At 63.1% G+C, this 17,923-nt stretch carries 20 protein-coding genes; 3 read left to right on the forward strand and 17 right to left on the reverse strand.

Annotation, left to right across the window (positions count from 1 at the left end; translation table 11 throughout):
* Positions 1-2 precede the first annotated feature (2 nt).
* The 11 genes from trbL to H4W01_RS20530 form a co-directional block, all read right to left on the reverse strand.
* Entirely contained in the window at positions 3-1,280 is a 1,278-nt protein-coding gene (trbL, locus tag H4W01_RS20480) for a P-type conjugative transfer protein TrbL (RefSeq protein ID WP_209612959.1), read from the reverse strand.
* Positions 1,277-1,579, reverse strand: a complete 303-nt coding sequence (gene trbK-alt / locus H4W01_RS23005; protein ID WP_443024806.1) for a putative entry exclusion protein TrbK-alt — start codon at positions 1,577-1,579, stop codon at positions 1,277-1,279. Before trbK-alt ends, trbL begins: the two co-directional genes overlap by 4 nt.
* Complete coding sequence (trbJ, locus tag H4W01_RS20490) at positions 1,524-2,240, reverse strand: P-type conjugative transfer protein TrbJ (protein WP_209612961.1); 717 nt, start codon at positions 2,238-2,240, stop codon at positions 1,524-1,526. The genes trbK-alt and trbJ overlap by 56 nt, the downstream gene beginning before the upstream one ends.
* Entirely contained in the window at positions 2,237-4,714 is a 2,478-nt protein-coding gene (trbE, locus tag H4W01_RS20495; protein ID WP_209612962.1) for a conjugal transfer protein TrbE, read from the reverse strand. Before trbE ends, trbJ begins: the two co-directional genes overlap by 4 nt.
* Entirely contained in the window at positions 4,711-4,983 is a 273-nt protein-coding gene (locus H4W01_RS20500) for a VirB3 family type IV secretion system protein (protein WP_209612963.1), read from the reverse strand. The genes trbE and H4W01_RS20500 overlap by 4 nt, the downstream gene beginning before the upstream one ends.
* Positions 4,983-5,318, reverse strand: a complete 336-nt coding sequence (locus H4W01_RS20505) for a TrbC/VirB2 family protein (protein WP_209612964.1) — start codon at positions 5,316-5,318, stop codon at positions 4,983-4,985. The genes H4W01_RS20500 and H4W01_RS20505 overlap by 1 nt, the downstream gene beginning before the upstream one ends.
* Positions 5,315-6,301 carry a P-type conjugative transfer ATPase TrbB gene (trbB, locus tag H4W01_RS20510; RefSeq protein ID WP_209612965.1) on the reverse strand — a complete coding sequence of 329 codons (987 nt, stop codon included), beginning with the start codon at positions 6,299-6,301 and terminating at the stop codon, positions 5,315-5,317. Before trbB ends, H4W01_RS20505 begins: the two co-directional genes overlap by 4 nt.
* Before the next feature lie 241 nt (positions 6,302-6,542).
* Complete coding sequence (locus H4W01_RS20515; RefSeq protein ID WP_209612966.1) at positions 6,543-6,851, reverse strand: hypothetical protein; 309 nt, start codon at positions 6,849-6,851, stop codon at positions 6,543-6,545.
* Positions 6,852-7,472: 621 nt separating this feature from the next.
* Positions 7,473-7,823 carry a DUF3147 family protein gene (locus H4W01_RS20520; RefSeq protein ID WP_209612967.1) on the reverse strand — a complete coding sequence of 117 codons (351 nt, stop codon included), beginning with the start codon at positions 7,821-7,823 and terminating at the stop codon, positions 7,473-7,475.
* Complete coding sequence (locus tag H4W01_RS20525; RefSeq protein WP_209612968.1) at positions 7,823-8,014, reverse strand: DUF1289 domain-containing protein; 192 nt, start codon at positions 8,012-8,014, stop codon at positions 7,823-7,825. The genes H4W01_RS20520 and H4W01_RS20525 overlap by 1 nt, the downstream gene beginning before the upstream one ends.
* A complete protein-coding gene (locus H4W01_RS20530) occupies positions 8,014-9,147 on the reverse strand; it encodes a nickel/cobalt efflux transporter (protein ID WP_209612969.1) in 1,134 nt (377 codons plus the stop codon). Before H4W01_RS20530 ends, H4W01_RS20525 begins: the two co-directional genes overlap by 1 nt.
* Before the next feature lie 143 nt (positions 9,148-9,290).
* Here H4W01_RS20530 and H4W01_RS20535 point away from each other — a divergent pair, with 143 nt between their 5' ends.
* Entirely contained in the window at positions 9,291-9,560 is a 270-nt protein-coding gene (locus tag H4W01_RS20535) for a metal-sensing transcriptional repressor (RefSeq protein WP_334685388.1), read from the forward strand.
* Between the two features lie 126 nt (positions 9,561-9,686).
* On the opposite strand, the gene H4W01_RS20540 is transcribed toward H4W01_RS20535, so the two are convergent.
* From H4W01_RS20540 to H4W01_RS20550, 3 genes are read right to left on the reverse strand one after another with little or no spacing between them, the layout of a single operon-like run.
* Positions 9,687-10,028: a DUF3088 domain-containing protein gene (locus H4W01_RS20540; protein ID WP_209612970.1), complete on the reverse strand. Its 342-nt coding sequence runs from the start codon at positions 10,026-10,028 to the stop codon at positions 9,687-9,689.
* A 14-nt stretch (positions 10,029-10,042) separates the two neighbouring features.
* Complete coding sequence (locus H4W01_RS20545) at positions 10,043-11,503, reverse strand: PepSY domain-containing protein (protein ID WP_334685389.1); 1,461 nt, start codon at positions 11,501-11,503, stop codon at positions 10,043-10,045.
* Complete coding sequence (locus H4W01_RS20550; protein WP_209612972.1) at positions 11,490-13,706, reverse strand: TonB-dependent receptor; 2,217 nt, start codon at positions 13,704-13,706, stop codon at positions 11,490-11,492. Before H4W01_RS20550 ends, H4W01_RS20545 begins: the two co-directional genes overlap by 14 nt.
* Positions 13,707-13,919: 213 nt before the next feature.
* Here H4W01_RS20550 and H4W01_RS20555 point away from each other — a divergent pair, with 213 nt between their 5' ends.
* Positions 13,920-14,699, forward strand: a complete 780-nt coding sequence (locus H4W01_RS20555; protein ID WP_209612973.1) for a UTRA domain-containing protein — start codon at positions 13,920-13,922, stop codon at positions 14,697-14,699.
* A 1-nt stretch (position 14,700) separates the two neighbouring features.
* Here H4W01_RS20555 and H4W01_RS20560 read toward each other — a convergent pair whose 3' ends face one another.
* Both H4W01_RS20560 and H4W01_RS20565 read right to left on the reverse strand, forming a co-directional pair.
* Positions 14,701-15,729, reverse strand: a complete 1,029-nt coding sequence (locus H4W01_RS20560) for a YeiH family protein (protein ID WP_209612974.1) — start codon at positions 15,727-15,729, stop codon at positions 14,701-14,703.
* Positions 15,726-15,986 (reverse strand): DUF6356 family protein, encoded by a 261-nt coding sequence (locus H4W01_RS20565; RefSeq protein ID WP_209612975.1) that lies wholly within the window; start codon positions 15,984-15,986, stop codon positions 15,726-15,728. Before H4W01_RS20565 ends, H4W01_RS20560 begins: the two co-directional genes overlap by 4 nt.
* Positions 15,987-16,102: 116 nt before the next feature.
* On the opposite strand from H4W01_RS20565, the gene H4W01_RS20570 reads away from it, so the two are divergent.
* Positions 16,103-16,573: an Lrp/AsnC family transcriptional regulator gene (locus tag H4W01_RS20570; RefSeq protein ID WP_209612976.1), complete on the forward strand. Its 471-nt coding sequence runs from the start codon at positions 16,103-16,105 to the stop codon at positions 16,571-16,573.
* On the opposite strand, the gene H4W01_RS20575 is transcribed toward H4W01_RS20570, so the two are convergent.
* Positions 16,570-17,907: a formimidoylglutamate deiminase gene (locus tag H4W01_RS20575; protein ID WP_209612977.1), complete on the reverse strand. Its 1,338-nt coding sequence runs from the start codon at positions 17,905-17,907 to the stop codon at positions 16,570-16,572. The genes H4W01_RS20570 and H4W01_RS20575 overlap by 4 nt on opposite strands.
* Positions 17,908-17,923 lie beyond the last annotated feature (16 nt).

Here is a 17,923-nt window from a genome sequence, read left to right on the forward strand (position 1 = left end):
AGTCAGTCCTTTTGCGTGATGTCGGGGCCGGCTCCGCCGCCATGGCTATCGCCGGATTTGAGCGTGTGGCTGAGCACGGTGGCGCCGTGGGTCGCCGTCTGCCGCCGCTTCATGGCTGCTGCCCATGCCGGTTGGCCGCCCGGGTTGGCCGATGCGGTCGGGCCGGCGGAGGTGCCGCGCCCTTCCGCAAAGCTTTCCCGGATCGAGCTGGCAGCCTTTTGGAGGGGGGACATCGTGGCGGAGCCTGCGCTCCGCGCGGCATTGGCAAGCCCGCCTCCGACTGCCGCGCCGCCGCTTTTGCCGGCGCTGCCGGCCTGATACGCAGCCGATGCGGCACCCGCCGCTCGCGCGCCGCCCGACGCCGCGGCGCCGATGGCGCCGGCTGCAGCACCACCGGCGATGCCCGCCACCGCGGCCCCGCCCGCAATCGTCGCGCCGGCTGCGAGCGCGGTCCCGGCTGCGGCGCCCGCGCCGAGTTGCGGACCTCCGGTGACGATGCCGTTGGCGATGCCGGGGCCGAACACGCCGAGCCCGAGCAGGGTCAGCGCCGCCAGCGCAATGGCCATGACCTGTTTCAGGTCAGGCTCGACCACCGTCGGCGCGTCTGTAAACTGCTTGAACAACGTCGTGCCGATGCCGGTGATCACCGCGAGCGTCATCAGCTTGATGCCCGACGAGATGATGTGACCAAGCACGCGCTCGGCCATAAAGGCGGTTCGACCAAAGAACGCGAACGGCAGCAGGATGAAACCAGCGAGCGTCACCAGCTTGAACTCGATGATCGTGACGAACACCTGAATCGCGAGCACGAAGAAGGCGAGCACCACGATCACCCAGGCCAGCAGCAGGATCACGATCTCGGAGAAATTGGTGAAGAGCCCGACCGGGCCCAACAGGCCCGCCGTCGCGTCGAGCAAGGGCTTTGCTGCCTGGAGCCCGGTCGCCGCGACCGTGCCGGGTTTGAGGAACTCGCCGACCGCCATGCCGCTGCCCGACGCCTTCAGCCCGATCCCAGCGAAGCTCTGGAACAGGATATTGGCAAGGTTGGAGAAGTTGCCGATGATGTAGGCGAACACGCCGATGTAGAGCGTCTTCTTGACCAGCCGCTGGAGCACGTCCTCGTCGGTGCCCCAGGCCCAGAACAGAGCGGCGATCGTTACGTCGATCGCGATCAGCGTCGAGGACAGGAACCCGACCTCGCCGCCGAGCAGGCCGAAGCCGCTCTCGATATAGCGGGTGAACACCGACAGGAAATTGTCGATCACGCCGGTGTCGTTCATTGAACTGCCTCCTCACCAAAGAAGTGGCGCCGACGGGCTTCCCAAGCGGACGCGCATTCACTCTCCGACTGGGTGACCGTCCGGCAGCGCGGAGGCGTCGCATCAACCGACCCGGCGATGCTCGGACGCGTTTCCGGCAGCGCAGCGGGCCGAGGCGGTGCGCGCATTGCCGATGCGATGGCAACGGCCAGCATCAGCCCGCCCAAGCCCGCACCGACCGCAATCTTGCCAACCGGGCCCATCTCAATTGCCGCGAAACCGCGCAAAGCGCTCGCGCGCTTCGGCTTCGGTCGCCGCATTGCGGGCCGCCTCCAACGCCTGCGCCCGGCCTTGCGCGGCAACCGTCGCGGTCAGATCCGCAAGCTGCTGGGCCTGCAGAGCAAGCAACTGATTGCCGGCTTGAGACGCCTGCAGCGCGCCGCTCGCCGACTGGCTTGCGGTCACCAGCGTGCTGATCGAACTGCGCGTGCCATCGAGGTTGCCGACGACACCGGCCTGGACCTTCAGGGCATCCTCGAGCGCGCCGACGCTGTCCTGCCAGCGGTCATTGGCGTTCGTCACCATTTGCGCTTGCGGCGCGGTCAGATTGGCGCCGTTGTAGCGCGTCGTGAACGCCTGCTGGACGTCGGCCACGCTGTACGCGATGCGTTGTGCCTGGGCGAGAAGCTGCTGGGTGCGTTGCACCTGTTGTTGCAGCGTGGAGAGCGTCGACACTGGCAGGCTGGCGAGATTCTTCGCCTGATTGATCAGCGCAGTTGCCTGATTCTGGATCTGCTGAATCTGGTTGTTGATCTGCTGAAGGCTGCGTGCGGCGGTGAGCACGTTCTGCGCATAATTGCTCGGGTCGTAGACGATGCCGCCGAACTGGGCCTGCGCCGGAGCGCAGAGCGCCAAACCCGACACGGTCGTCAGAGCGAGCGCGACGGCCGCAAGCCGCCGCCGAATGGGGAACACGCTCATGGAACAACCTCCTCTGGGGTGACGTCGTGGGAATCGCCGGCTGCCTGCGCCGGGGCGGGATCGGGAAGAAGGTTCGCTGCCCAGTCCAGGCCGCGGTGCCGGAGCCACGCACGTGCGAAGTCTGCGCGGCCGTGTTCGGCCAGCAACTCGGCAATCAAGCGCTGGTCGGTCTTCGACGACGCGGCTGCGAACGCCAGCGCCACATCGCCTAGACCTAAGTCGAACAGGCGGTTGCCGCGGCGCGACTGGCAGTAATAATCGCGCTTCGGCGTCGCGCGCGCGAGAATGTCGATCTGCCGAGCGTTTAGTCCGAACCGCTCGTAGATGCGCGCGATCTGCGGCTCGGTGGCGCGCTCGTTCGGCAGAAAGATTCGCGTCGGGCAGCTTTCGATGATCGCCGGCGCGATCGCGCTTGTCTCGATATCGGCCAGGCTCTGCGTCGCGAAGATCACACTCGCGTTCTTCTTGCGCAGCGTCTTCAGCCATTCGCGCAACTGGGCTGCAAACGCCGGACTGTCGAGCACCAGCCAGCCCTCATCGATGATGATCATCGTCGGTCGCCCGTCGAGGTGACCTTCGATCCGGTGGAAGAGGTAGGAGAGGACGGCCGCAGCGGAGGCGGCGCCCACCAGTCCCTCGGTCTCGAACGCCTGGACCGACGCCTGCCCGAGAAATTCGGACTCCGCATCCAGCAGACGACCCCACGGTCCACCCACGAGATACGGCGCCAGGGCCTGTTTGAGTTTCTGCGACTGCAGCAGGACCGCGAGTCCCGTGAGCGTGCGTTCCGCGACCGGGGCCGTCGCCAGCGAGTTTAGCGCCGACCAGACGTGCTCCTTCACCTGCGGTTCGATACCCACGCCTTCACCGGCGATAATCGCCGACAGCCATTCCGCGGCCCAGGCGCGTTCCCTGGCGTCATCGATACGCGCGAACGGTTGCAAGGTGACGGCCGAGCCATGCTCGTCATTGTGCAACGCATGCCCGAGATCCTGCCAGTCCCCGCCCATTGCCAGCGTGGCAGCACGAATCGACCCGCCGAAATCGAACGCGAAAATCTGGTTGTCCGGATAGCGCCGAAACTGCAACGCCATGATGCCGAGCAGGACCGACTTGCCCGCTCCCGTCGGCCCGACGATCAGGCTGTGCCCGACATCTCCGACATGAAGCGAAAGACGGAACGGGGTAGAGCCTTCGGTCCTTGCATGCAGCAAGGGGGGGAGACCGAAATGCTCGTCCCGTTCCGCCCCCGCCCACACCGCGGATAGCGGCATCAGGTGGGCGAGATTGAGCGTGGAAATGGGGGGCTGGCGGACATTGGCATAGACTTGGCCCGGAAGGCTGCCGAGCCAGGCCTCGACCGCGTTCAGGCCTTCCACCATGCAGGTGAAGTCGCGGCCCTGGATGACCTTCTCGACCAATCGCAGCTTTTCGGACGCGGAAACCGGATCACGGTCCCAGACCGTGACGGTCGCGGTGACATAAGCGATACCGGCGTGATCGGCGCCGAGCTCCTGCAGTGCAATGTCGGCGTCGGTCGCCTTGTTCGCGGCGTCGCTGTCGGTCAGCACCGACGCTTCGTTGGTCATCACCTCCTTGAGGATGGCAGCGACCGATTTGCGCTTGGCGAACCATTGCCGGCGGATCTTGCCGAGCAGCTTGGTCGCATCGGTCTTGTCTAGCATGATCGCACGGGTCGACCAGCGATAGGGAAAGGCCATGCGGTTCAGCTCGTCGAGCAAACCCGGGAACGTCTCGGTCGGGAAACCGGTGATGGTCAGCGTCCGCAGATAATATGCCCCAAGCTTCGGCTCGAGGCCGCCGGTCAGCGGCTCGTCGCTCAGTAGCGCGTCGAGATAGACCGGCGTCTCTGGCACGCGGACGCGCTGGCGTTTCGTCGACACGGTGCTGTGCAGGAAGGTCAGCGTCTCGGCATCGTCGAGCCAGCCGACCTCGGGCATGAACCCCTCGACCAGATGCAGCACGCGATCTGCGCGGTCGATGAAGCCGCTGAGCAGCGCGTTGGGATCGACACCGCTTGAGGAGCGCCCCTCATATAGCCAGCCTTCGGCCCGCGCGGCATCTTCAGGTGGCGGCATCCACAGCAGGGTCAGATAATAGCGGCTTTCGAAGTGCGCACCTTCCTCGCGGAATTGCTCGCGGCGCTCGAGATCGACCAGTTCGGACGCCGCGTCAGGGAACGTCGATTGCGGATAGTCCAGCGTGGGCGAGCGCTGCGCTTCGACGAACACCGCCCAGCCGGTGCCGAGCCGCCGCAGCGCATTGTTGAGCCGGTAGGTCACGGCAACGAGCTCCGACGGCGTGGCGCTGTCGAGATCGGGCCCTCGAAAATGCGCGGTGCGCTGGAAGCTGCCGTCCTTGTTGAGCACCACGCCGGGTGCCGCAAGCGCGACCCAGGGCAGGAAGTCCGCTAGGCACGACGCGTGCCCGCGATATTCGCGCAAGCTCATCATGGCCGCATCCACGTCGGGTAGCGCAAATGACGACGGGCGACGTCGACGAACCGAGCGTCGCGCCGCGCCGCCCATACGCCGAGCGCATGGCCGATCGCCCAGATCGCCAGTCCTGCAAACCAGAGCCGCAGGCCCAGCCCGACCGCACCGGCAAGCGTGCCGTTGAGAATCGCAACCGAGCGGGGCGCGCCGCCGAGCAGGATCGGTTCGCTCAGCGCACGATGGACCGGTGCATGAAAGCCCGGCACACTTTCGTCATTGGCACGCATCAGATGAGCGCCCCGCCGCTGAACGAGAAGAACGACAGGAAGAACGAGCTGGCGGCAAAGGCGATCGACAGGCCGAACACGATCTGGATGAGCCGCCGAAAGCCGCCCGACGTTTCACCGAAGGCAAGGCTCAGCCCAGTCACGATGATGATAATAACCGCGACGATCTTGGCGACGGGGCCCTGGATCGATTCGAGGATCGAATTGAGCGGCGTCTCCCACGGCATGGAAGAACCGGAGGCATATGCCGGGCTCGCCAGCAGCGGCAGGCTTGCCCACAGCCATAGGCCCGTGTGAGGCAGGCGCCGAAGAGCACGCCGGGGAACAGCGATCATTGCAAATCTCCATGGTTGGGGGAGGGTAGGAAGGTCAGGCGGTAGTCGCCGGTCGCGGGATCGAGCCCGTCGACGCGCGCGAGTTCGGACAGTCGTCGTCCGGCGCCGTCGCGCACGAGCACGGCAATGAGGTTGATGGTCTCGCCGATGAGCGCGCGCGGCACCGTGATGACCGCTTCCTGGATGAGTTGCTCCATGCGCCGGAGCGCGCCGATCGCGCTGCCAGCGTGGATCGTGCCCACCCCGCCCGGATGCCCCGTGGCCCACGCTTTGAGCAGATCGAGCGCTTCACTGCCGCGCACCTCGCCGATCGGGATACGATCCGGGCGCAGACGCAGGCTCGAGCGGACCAGATCGGAGAGCGTCGCAACGCCGTCCTTGGTGCGCATCGCGACCAGATTGGGCGAATCGCACTGGAGTTCGCGCGTGTCCTCGATCAGCACGACGCGGTCGGTGGTCTTGGCGACCTCGGCGAGCAACGCGTTGGTCAACGTCGTCTTGCCCGTGCCGGTGCCGCCGGCGACGAGAATGTTGGCGCGCGTCGCGACGCCATTGCGCAAGACCGCGGCCTGCAAGCGCGACATGATCCCTGCCTGCGCGTAGGCGTCGAGCGTGAAGATCGCGACGGCGGGTTTGCGGATCGCAAAGGCCGGCGCGGCGACCACCGGCGGCAGCAGACCTTCGAACCGCTCGCCGGTCTCGGGCAGTTCTGCCGAGACCCGCGGCGATTGATCGTGGACTTCTGCACCGACATGGTGCGCGACAAGACGAATGATGCGCTCGCCATCGGTTGGTGCCAGCCGCTCACCGCTGTCGGTGATTCCCTCGCCCAATCGATCGATCCAGAGCCGGCCGTCCGGGTTGAGCATCACCTCGATCACCGACGCGTCGGCCAGCCAGGTCGCGATCGAAGCGCCCATCGCGGTGCGGAGCATCCGGGCGCCCCGGACGATGGCCTCGGATCTGATCGGCTGCGCGCTCATCTACATTCCCAGATTGGCGCTGGTTCGAAGCAACCGACGCCTACCGGGCAATTAAGAGACGCAGAAAAAGACGAGATTCAACAAGGATTTATTGTAGTAGCAGGGTGGCGCAGTAATACAGGCGATAGCGTAGGCGGCTATCGAACGTGTGGCTGTCTGATTGCTGAATCTGATCGTCGATTCGAAGCATCGTCGGGGGGCAGGAGTCTCTCGTTCTACGCCGAGCCCGGCCGGAAGATTTTCAGTTTGCGTTGATAACGGGGAACGGATGTCGGCCCGTCCTGTCGAACTCCTGCCGGAGATGCTCAATCCCGAGTCGTAGTCGCTTTTCGAACATTTCCGTAATCGCACGAATGTCCTTGCGGGGCTTGATGTGCGGACTGCTTTCGATGATTGCGGCCAACAGGTGCTCCATCGCGTCGACCGCCAAAGTCGAATTGATGTAAGCGTGCCGCTCGCCATCGACTTCAGTTTCAGAAGCCAGCAGCGCGACCTGAAAGAACCCGCCGATCATCTCCATCCGCTTTGCGTGATACAGATTTTCATCCATCGCGCGGCTCCTGTCACCGGCTGTCGCCATTGAAGTTGAGCGTAGATTATGAAAATCGCGGTGGATTGTAACCGAAAAATGTGTCCGATCGTGCGCGTTGCACAAAGTCATTTTCGTCACCCGATTATGGTTGCTTTTCGCCCAGGTCGTCGATCCCGTAAGCTGCCTTCCTTTCGGAATGTTGGCACCCCCGGCGAGAGGCGAAGGCTGGGACTAGGGCGTCGTCCCGGCACGGTCCGCTGAACGACAGCTACTGCCGAATCTGGCCGCTCGTGGTGCGATGTTCGTTTTACCACTTACGGCGCAAATTTGGTGGAGTGCGGTCGGGTAAGTTTCAGGAGGAGTAGGAGGATGGCGATCGCTGCCGTCTCGAAAAGGATGCTATTTCGAGAATGACCGGGTTGGGTGGCAAGCGGTCCGGGCTGTTGAAAAAGGGCGTCAGAACGACCGAATGTGGTCAGCGCTCCATCCGGTTTTCCTGCGCGCGGTATAGCTGGCGTAAGCAAGCTAGCCAAACGCCCTTTATTGCGCTTTCTCATTTCACCGGGGATCAGCGGGGTCGCCATCAAAACCGGGCGGACCCGCTCCATCGCGCCATCGGCAATGGCATGGTCTTCGTCCTCAAAGCCGCAGTCCGAACCGCGGCGCCAGCAAGGTCATCGCCGAGTAAAGCACGATCGTCAGTATACATCCAAGTGTCAGCGCAAGCCAGAAGGGGAGGCCGGAGCGCAACAGCGCGGGGATAAGGAGGAACATCGGCAACGACGGGATGACGTACCAGAACGTCGCGCCAGCGTGCGCCGCCATGTTCTCGGCGTCGGGCTTGTCACGCCATAGCCAAATCATGCCAAGGACAGAGACAAGCGGAAGCGAGGCGATCAGCGCGCCGAAACCGGGAAAACGCTTCGCTACCTCCGACGCCGCGGCGATCAAGATGCCGGAGATGAGGGCTTTGACGGCAAGGTAGAACATCAGCGCGCTCCGTCCTTGGCAAGGCGGGTACTCAGTTTCGCCAGGCGGTGCGGCAGGTCGCTCGCGACGCGCCGTGCGTCGCCCGGCCGGAGGTTACGCCAGCGGCGGACTTCCTCGCGCGTGCGGCCGCAGCCCTGACACCAACCGGTTCGGGCGTCGAAACCGCAGAGTTCAACACATGGCGAACGCATCAGATCGCGCCGATGCGGCTGAGTCCGCTCAAGCCGGAATAGGCCATGTAGCCAGCGATCACGAGCATTAGGCCGGCCGAGGCATAGGGTGCCTTGCGCGCGAAATCGCCGAAGCCGGACCACCGCTTCTGAATCTGGTTGACGCTGAGGGCAGCAATGACGCCCGCGCTGACCATCGTTACCGCCAAGCCGACGCTGAACGCGCTGACCAACACAACACCCAGCGAGAGGCGTTTGAGCTGGAGGCAGAGCAGGAGAACGGTGACGGCTGCGGGGCAAGGGATAAGCCCACCCGTGAGGCCAAAAAGCGCGATCTGGCCGGTCGTCACCTTCCGATCGGCGAAACGGCGGCTGATATCGGAGGCATGGGCGCGCTCGTGCGCGTCCATATAGGCATCGTCGCCCGTCACCTTGAGGCCGTCTGTCGGCGCCCCATGTTCGTGCCCGTGATCATGTTCGGCGAATGTCAGATCGTAGTCGTGGCTGTGACCGCCATGTCCGAGCGACACCCGCGCCGCGAAGGCGTGCGGCTCGGGGATCTCTTCAACGCTCTCGATGAAGTCGCCGCGGTCGACGAATCGGAAGCTCTGTGAGCGACCCTCGCCGCGATCGGTAGTGAGGGTCACGTCCTCCGCCGTCCAGCTCCCCTTACTGAAGCTCGCCCGCCAGCGGGGTGGGACGCCATCCTCGAAGATCTCGAGCCGCATCGTGCCGTGTCCGGTGTCGATGTGGCGGACTTCATCCTCGCCGTGATCATGATGATGATGGTCATGCGCCGCCTCTGCCTTCTGATCCGCGCGCGTACGCCAGACCATCCAGAAGCCGATGCAAAGTACGATAAGCGCGGAGCCGAGCAATAGGTAAGGCTCGGTCGTCTCGGTGTTGATGCCACGGCCTAGATATTGTCCGCCGAGCGCGATCCCCCAGACGATCGCGGTGTGCGACAATGCCGCGCACATGCCGAGCAGCACGGCTTGGCCGACCGTACCGCGCACCGCAATAATAAACGCGGCCATCATCGTCTTGGAGTGGCCCGGCTCCAGGCCGTGCAACGCACCGAGCAGAAGCGCGCTCGGGATGAACAGCCACAAGTTGGTGCTGCCCTGTTGAATTAAGTCGGAAAAAGAGGTCATCACGCGTCCCGATGTTCTCTAGGCGTCCGTGCCAGTAGGCTTGCACGAGTGCCAAGGTCGCGTTGCCTGTATCCCCCCACGGGGATAGAGTCTATCCCCCTAGGGGGTTGCTCGACAATCTTTCAATGTCCTACATGGGCGACATGGCCCACAACGATCATTCCAGTCATCCCGCGATCATCAAGCGGCTGAACCGTGCGACCGGTCACCTCCGGAGCATCGTCGCGATGATCGAGGAGGAGCGGCCTTGCGTCGATATCGCGCAGCAGCTCCAGGCAGTCGAAAACGCGATCGCCAGCGCCAAGCGCGCGCTGATCAACGACCATATCGATCATTGCCTCGTACATGCCGAAGAGGGCGAGGGAACCAAGGTAGCGGTCGAGCAATTCCGGGCGATCTCGAAATACTGGTAGAGGCGCCACTCCCCGCAGGGCGGGTGAGGGGCGCACAATTCTAAGTTCTATCTACGCTTTAAGCTGCCGCGCCTCCCTCGCCGGGTGACACTTTATCGCGCGACGGGGGATTTGTCGCGCCATGGGTCATCCGGCGATGGGCAGGTCGTGGCGTGCTGACAGATATTGCCGAATTTGCTTTTCGTCGTCGATGTAGCGCCTGCCGCCTGTAGTCTTGGCATTCACCGGCCTCGCGGCGCTCGCGTCGTCTGCGAGGACCAGCACCGGCACGGATTGATGTTCTTCACCGATAAGGTCGACGATCGCCTGCCGCGGTCTCGGGAATTCGATGTAGGTGACATCGACGCGGTCGCGCAGCTCGGGGAAGAAGCCAAGCAGACCTTCGACTGACACCGAATCGCCGCAGTAGAACGGCCCTAGTCCGGCGTTGGTGAAGCCGGGACTCATCAGGAACAGCTTGTCCTTCACGTTACTCTCCATCGTTATCGAAGGGTTTTGCGCAAGCGCTGGTAGCCAAGCACGACACCAGTGATGCTGAAAAGGAAGCCGAACAGCAACGGGATCAGCACCAGGATTTGGCGCAGAGCCTTATGGTTCGTCAGGCCGGGAAAATTAAAGGTGTGGAGGGCGTAATAGATCCACGCATAAGCTTTGCGACTATTGTCAAGGACGGTGAGCGGCTGACCGTCGGCACTATTGACGACGATATCGGGGCGCACGCCTGGCACTCCTGCAAAGAGCAGCGCGGTCGTTGGCCACCCCTCGGCGAGGGCATACAGATCGGTTGCTAGGACAGGATGGGGTTGCGGAACCGGGGCTCCCGGCCAAGCGGCGCCGATACCTTTGGCGGCGAGCGTCGCGACCCTCTTCAAATCCATCGGCGTTCCGTCGGCTGCGTAGCGCTGCGGCTCGCCGCTTGCCGGCCAGGCCGTGATAAGCGTGCTGCCCCCGACCATCGTAACCTCCAGCTCGCGGGCGCCGTTGAAACGGGGAAGGATCGCTGGGTCGACCGAGCCCAGCCCCGAGGCGAGCGGCTGACCGGCGTAGCGCGCGAGGTTCACTTCCGAAGCGTGGCCCCGCGAAAAGAGACGACCATGGTCCATCGAGAGCCAACCGCTCAAGATCCACGCAAGGACGAAGACGCTGGCGAACAGGCCGAGCAGATGATGCCACCGCATCCACTTCAGGCGAAAGAAGGTCAACGATGGCTTGCGCTGACGTTGCGCCGCCAAGGTCCGGATGACCCCGAGGATCGTTCCCGCGACTGCGACCAGCAGCGCGACGAGGGACACCCACCAGACGGTCTGATCCCAAACCGTGAAGCTCGACCGCAGAGGGGTGAAATAAGCCCAATGCAGCACGGCCCCAACCCAGTTCCAACCCCGATCCCAGCTCGTCGTGCGCTGGACCAACTCGCCGGTCTTGGCCGAGAGGTAGAGCCGGGTGCCGGCGCTATCCGGCACGTCCAGTCTGTAGAACGGGCGCAGGGGATCGAAGCGATTGTGGACGACCCACTGATCGTAATCGAAGGCGGGGGACACCTGAATGGCTGGACCCTGCGATCGAGCGGCTTCGGCCGCCTCGGCACGTCCGAGCAGGGGCAGGCGAGCACCTGTCCGGGCATCGACCGCTACCAATCCTTGCGCTGTCCCCACCATGTACGCCGGCGTCGAGCCACGCTGGACGAGACGGAGCCCATCGCCGCCACCTGCGGCCGCCAGCGCCTGACGGGGCGCAACGCGCACTGACGAGACGTCGATTGGCCGCTCAAGCCGGAGCTGTTCAGGATGGGATAATGAGGGAAACGGCTTGAAGAGCAGGACAGCGCCGCTTGCGAACCACAGCGCGAACACGAGGCAGGTAGCGATACCCAACCAACGGTGGAACCAGGCGAGTTGTTTGGTCGCCTGGTTCTTCCATCGGCTTAGCTTAGAAACGGACAAGCGCGCTGACTTCGATACGACGTGGCTCACCGAGCTGGATTTGCGCAGGGTAGTAGATGTCTGCCCACTGCGCATACTTCTTGTCCCACAGATTGTTAACGCGCCCCGTGACCGAGACGTTTCGGTTCACCTCATATGTGACGTAGACGATGCCGGTCGCGTACGGCTTCAGCACCAGATCGTTGGCGGTGTTGCCGTACCGCTTGCCGATGTAGTTGATGCCGCCACCGGCTTCGAGCGGCAGCCCAGCGATGTGCTGCACCGTCGTCCAGAATTTGGCGGTAAACATCGGAACGTTTGCAGGACGATTGCCCGATGCGTTGACGCCATAATTCGGATCGACGAAGTTTTCATACTTAGCATCGACATAGGTGGCGCTGCCGATCAGCGTCCATCCGCGTGTGACCTTGATCTCGCTTGAGAACTCGACGCCGCGCGATGTTTGAGCGCCGACGTTGCTGACCGTGTCGATCGCGACCTGGGTCAGGATGTTTTCCCGTTTGATGTCGTATGCGGCCAAGGTGATCGAACCTCGACCGTTCATCAAATCGGCCTTGAGCCCCGCTTCGAATTGACGGGAACTGCTCAAGCCGAAATTCTGGTTGGCGTTGACGAGGAAGATGTTGGACCCGACGGGGTCCTTGCCGGTGGTGTAGGACGCATATGCGGTAATATTCTTCGTCAGGTCATAGACCAGACCGACCCGGTAATTCATCGGTTTGTAAGTCCGCTTGAAGCTCGATCCGGCGTTGAAACTCCCATCAACGTTGAAGTTCTCGCGGGTGAGATACAGCCATTCGCCCCGCAGGCCGGTGACGATCTTGAGTTTCGGCGTGATGCTCAGCACATCCTCGCCGAACAGGGCGATCTGGTCCCAGCGGGTCGGGCTGACGCGCGGGACGATCGGGCCGAACAGGCCCGGCACGGGATTCACGGGATCAACACTGTCGCCATCGGGGAAGCCGCGGCTGCGAATGAAGTCGAGGTGGCTGTAATCGACACCGACGACGAGCTTATTTTCCAGCCCGAAGATCTGGTTCTTGAACGCGGCCGAAAATTGATCGCCAAAGAGATCCTGGTTGTGGAAGACGAAGAAGCGATCACGATCGATGAGCTTCGTCGTTGGGTTAAAGACGTAGTTTTCGGCGTTGATCCACTGTCGCTCTGCGTGGAAGGCGTAGGCCGTGTTCGTTAGCGTCACGGAATCCGACGGCGACCATATGACGACCAGTCGAGGCCAGACCTGCCAGCTATGCGCGCGATTGTCGCTGACATTGTAGTTGGTGAAGCGCAGCCGATTATCGATCACGTAGCCGTTCGCCGCCGAGATGATCCCCTTGATCGGGTCGGTAGCAAACGACGCCGGCACGAGCGGCGTGCCGTAGTAGGTCGTGAGATTGTCGCGGAGATAGTCGACATTCAGTTCGACCGAAAAAGTGTCGGTGGGCTTGTAGATCACGTCGCCGGTTACATTGAACGAATTGGAGCCTGCGCGATCGACGAACCCGCTGGTGCGGTGATAGCTGACGTCCAGACGTCCCGCGAGATTGTCGTTGATGACCTTGTTGCCACCAATGCCGAGGCTGACGGTCTCGAAACTCGCATACGAAGCCAGCGCCTGCGCGCTGTCCGTCTTGAAGTCGGCGCTCTTGTTGACGGTATTCACCGCCCCACCAACCGCACCCTGACCGTAGAGAACGGAGGCTGGCCCCTTCAGCACGTCGATGCTCGCGATGTTGAAGGTATTGCCCGGCCGATTGATCATGTTCGCCGGCCCGAGATAGAGGCCGTTATGCAGGAGCGTGATCTGCTCGCCGGTAAAGCCCCGCATCGAGAACAGGGAGGGATCGCCGGGCGAACCGCCCGAGATCACGCCCGGAAGGCTGACCGTCGCTTCTTCGACCGTTCGGAAGCCCCGAGTCAGAATTTCGTCGGCACCGATCTGATCGATGGTCGCTGGCGTCTCACGGATCGAGAGGCCGAGCCGGCTTGCGGTGGACGTCTGCTTGTCGAGCTCACGCAGCCGCCAACCCGTGACCGTGATGTCCTGCCCCTCATCGGTCGAAGCAGTCTGGTCAGTCGGCACATTGGCGGAGGTCGTCGGCTTGGGTGGACTCTCCTGAGCGAGGACAGGACTTGCAATGCAGACAGCGAGCGCGAACGATGATGTCCGAAACCCCAGCGAGAAAAGCGCTTTGCGCATAGAGAGACCCCCCTTTCGTGGTTGAAAATATTCCTTCCTGGCGGTTTTTTTATTTGTATAGTCAAATGAGACTGTCGCCCCTAGAGACGTCCGTCAAGGGGGGAAACGTCATCCTCCTGAAATAAAGTGGCGGACAGGTTTGCCGTGGCAACGGGTTTGCTGCAGCATCACTGTCTGTCCAAATCATCGGGCGGAATAAGAATGGGAGCATGGATGCTCACGGATACGCAGGAGCGTGAAGCGGCCGATCATGTGCCGCCCGAGGTACATATTCCGCCGCTCGATGGCGAGGGTCCGCTTTGGCTCCAGATTCGTCGTTCGATGGCTATGGCGATCCTGACCGGCGAATGGCCTGCGGGGACGCGCGTGCCGACCGAGCTCGTTCTGACCAGCTATTACGCAACCGCGCGGATGACGGTGAACAAGGCGCTGCAAAGCCTCGCCGGCGAAGGGCTGGTGGAGCGTCGGCCAAAGGTCGGTACGGTCGTGACGGGCCGGGCGCGCGAGCGGCCCGTGTTCGAAATCTGGGATGCCGCTGATGCCGTGCATCGGGTCGGAGGTCGTTATAGCTATCAGCTGCTGGAGTGCGGTATGGTTCCTGCTGCGTCTCCGCTACGCGCGGAGCTTGCCTTGGACACAGGGACACCGGTGATCCGGATGATGTGCCTGCACCTGTCGGACGGCAAGCCCTTCCAGCTCGAAGAACGGCTCATCAACGTCGACGCGGCTCCGAAGATTACCTGCCAGCCGCTCGAGGATGTGAGCCCCGGCCAATGGCTGCTCGCCAACGTGCCGTGGACCGAAGCGAAGCACGCTATCTCTGCGCGTGGCGCAATGCCGATGATCGCAGAGCATCTCGCACTCGACGAAGGGGACGCGTGTCTCGTGGTCGAGCGCCGAACGTGGAACGGCCTTGTCCCCGTTACACTCGGCAGGTTCTGGTATCCCGGTGACAATCACAGCCTGGAGGGGCAGTTCCGCCCCTCGTGGTAAGCTAGCGAACCACGGTCAGCGCTACGAGCAACGCTAGCGCGAACGCCGCGATCGTCGCTGCGGCAAGGACCATCAAGGGTCGTGGACCAGCTTCGAGCAGCTTGGGCAAGGGTGATTTGATCGCGGTCGCGGTCACTGCGGCGGCAAGGAGGGCGGTAGCGATTTTTGCCGACCCTGTTGCCGCAAAAGCAGGAATCCATCCGATCGAATTGATCCCGGCAAGAACGAAGAAACCGACGATGAACCAGGGCAGGGCAATACCCTTTGCCTTGCTACCCTGGCCGGGCAGGAAAAATGCAATGATCGCCAATACAGGTGCGAGCAGCGCGACGCGGGTGAGCTTCACGATCGCGGCGATCTGCCCCGCAGCATCCGAATAGGCATAGCCAGCACCGAGCGCCTGGGCGACGTCGTGGATCGAGGCGCCGAGCACGAAACCTGCGCTGAGATTGGACATCGACAAAGCGTGGGCGGCAATGGGGTAGAGAACCATCGCCGCGGCACTCATCGCGGATATTCCGACCAGCACGAGCGTAAGCTGCGCTTCACTGACGCGCCGGCTGCCAAGCGTCGTGGCGAGCGCCATGGCGGCTGATGCGCCGCAGATCGCGACCGAGCCGCCCGCGAGAATGCCGAAACTGGTGTCAAACCCGAATTTGCGTGCCGCGATGATCCCGACGCCAATCGTTGCTGCCACGATGGCGAGGACGGAGAGCAACGCCACTGGACCAAGGCCGATAATTTGCGTCACGGTCACGCGTGCCCCGACCAGCACGATACCCCATCGCAGCAGCGAGCGTGAAGCGAAGCCGAGGCCGGCCGCCAGTCGCCGGTCGCTAGACAGGAAATTCAGGGCGAGGCCGAGGAGCAGCGCCATCAGCGTGAGCGGCGCACCATAGTGATCGGAGATGAAGCCGGCAGCGAGGGTGCCGAGCCCGACGATGACGAGGCCGGGAATGGACTCGCGCCATGTCTCTCGTCTCAATGGCGGCACATCACCGTACAGATCAGCCGCCATCGACGCAGTCATGCAGCCTCGCTGACCGTCGAGACTGCGCCCGGTTGGTCGATCGTCGATGCGCGGCGCCGATTGCGGATCATGCGGCCGTGCAAATGCTCGATCGTCTTGCTCCCGGTGCGCTCGAACAGGCAAGGCACGATCGCGTGCACCAGGCAGGCGAGGCCGGCGCCGATCATCGACACACCGAAACTGCCCGCCACCTGAAGATGTTCACCGTAGCTCTCACCAACGGAACGGGGATGCTCAAAAAGCACGCGATCGATCATACGGTCCTCCACCGGATTGGAACGCCCGCATTCTAGCCCAGCAACGTGAAACGGCTTTTCTTATTTGCATAGACAAATGCATCATGAGAGAATGAGCGTGCTGCTAAGGAAGCCGTATGGAGAAGATTGTTCTCGATTTTACAGATCGGCGTATTCTGGCCGTGCTCCAGCAGGACGCAACGGTGCCGATCGCGGAGATCGCAGACCGGGTCGGTTTGTCGCAGACGCCGTGCTGGAAGCGGATCAAGCGACTGGAGCGCGAAGGAGTGATCGAAAGCCGGGTCGCCATCCTGAATCGGGACCGGCTAGGCCTTGGCGTGACCGTGATCGTTGCAATCCGGACGGCGCAGCATACCGACGATTGGTTGCAGGCTTTTGCGGAAGGGGTCGCTCGCATCCCCGAAGTGGTCGAGTTCTACCGGATGAGCGGCGAAATCGACTATCTGCTCAAGATCGTGGCACGCGATATCGCCGATTATGATCGCATCTACCGCAAGCTGACCAAGGTTGCGCCGCTTCACGACGTCAGTTCGTCGTTCGCCATGCAGGAGATCAAATCGACCACCGCGCTGCCGCTATTCGACTAGGAAAGGAGGCGCCGGGCGACCGCCTCGAAGCGCGCAGCAATAGCGGCATGGGCGTAGTGCCGCCCCCCGGTAACGACCTTTGCGCCGGCACGCCAGACGTTCTCGACGCGCCCGGTTGCGAAGATCCAGTGATCGAGCGCACGGTCGCCCGCATCGATCGCAATCGGTGCAAGCTCGACCAAGTCGGCCTGTTGTCCGGTGCCAAGGACGGCACCGCCGGCGAGCGCGGTGCTGCCGCCCGATAGCGCGCCATCGAAAAGGACCCGGCCGTTAGACCGATCGGGGGCGGCGAGAACGGTACGCTGGCGCAGAGTCAGGCGCTGGCCGTATTCGAGAAGCCGCAGTTCTTCGGCGAGATCGATCCGGACATTCGAATCGCTGCCAACCCCAAAGACCCCGCCCTCTGCGATAAAGTCCGCAGCGGGGAACACTCCGTCGCCAAGATTGGCCTCGGTGATGGGACATAGGCCGACCACTGCCCCGCGCTTCGCCAGCGCTCGACATTCGGCTTGGGTCACGTGCGTGGCGTGTACGAGGCACCAGCGCTGGTCGACCGGGAACCGGTCGAGTAACCACTCGACGGGGCGCTGTCCGCTCCAGGCAAGGCAGTCGTCCACCTCTTTGATCTGCTCAGCGATGTGAAGATGGATCGGCCGATCGCCGGCCATCGCGATGAGCGCCGCCAGTTCGTCGGGAGTCACGGCACGCAACGAGTGCGGCGCGATACCAACGACGGCGTCGGGAAGCGACGATACCGCACGGACGCTTGCGGCGTGGAGGTGCGAGAAGGAATCGATATCGGTGACGAAACGGCGTTGCCCGGCATTGGGCGGCAAACCGCCGAAGCCGGCATGGGCGTAGAACACGGGGAGTAGTGTCAGGCCGATCCCGGTCTGCTCGGCCGCAGCAGCTAGAGCGGCGGCCATCTCGCCAGGATCGTCATACGGCTGCCCGTCGGGCTGTTGGTGGAGATAATGAAATTCACCGACCCGCGTGAAACCACTCTCCAGCATCTCGGCGAACGCCATCGCCGCTATCACGGTCAGATCGTCCGGTGAGATTGCCCCGACCAGTCGATACATCAGCTCGCGCCAGCTCCAGAAGTCGTCGCCTGCGGGGCCTGAACGCACCTCCGCAAATCCCGCCATGAGCCGCTGGAATGCATGACTGTGTAGGTTGGGAGTCCCAGGCACCGCAACGTGGTGGCGCTCGTCACCTGCGGCCATGGCAACGCCGGTCTCGATGGTCACGAACCGCCCTGCGTCGATGTGGAAACGGACTGACGAGCGCCAACCGTCGGGAAGCAACGCCTGCTCGAACCACAATGTTCTCATCTGCGCCTCCACCGCT

The sequence above is a fragment of the Sphingomonas sp. PL20 genome (assembly GCF_017875905.1).
In the GTDB taxonomy this organism is placed as follows: Bacteria; Pseudomonadota; Alphaproteobacteria; order Sphingomonadales; family Sphingomonadaceae; genus Sphingomonas; species Sphingomonas echinoides.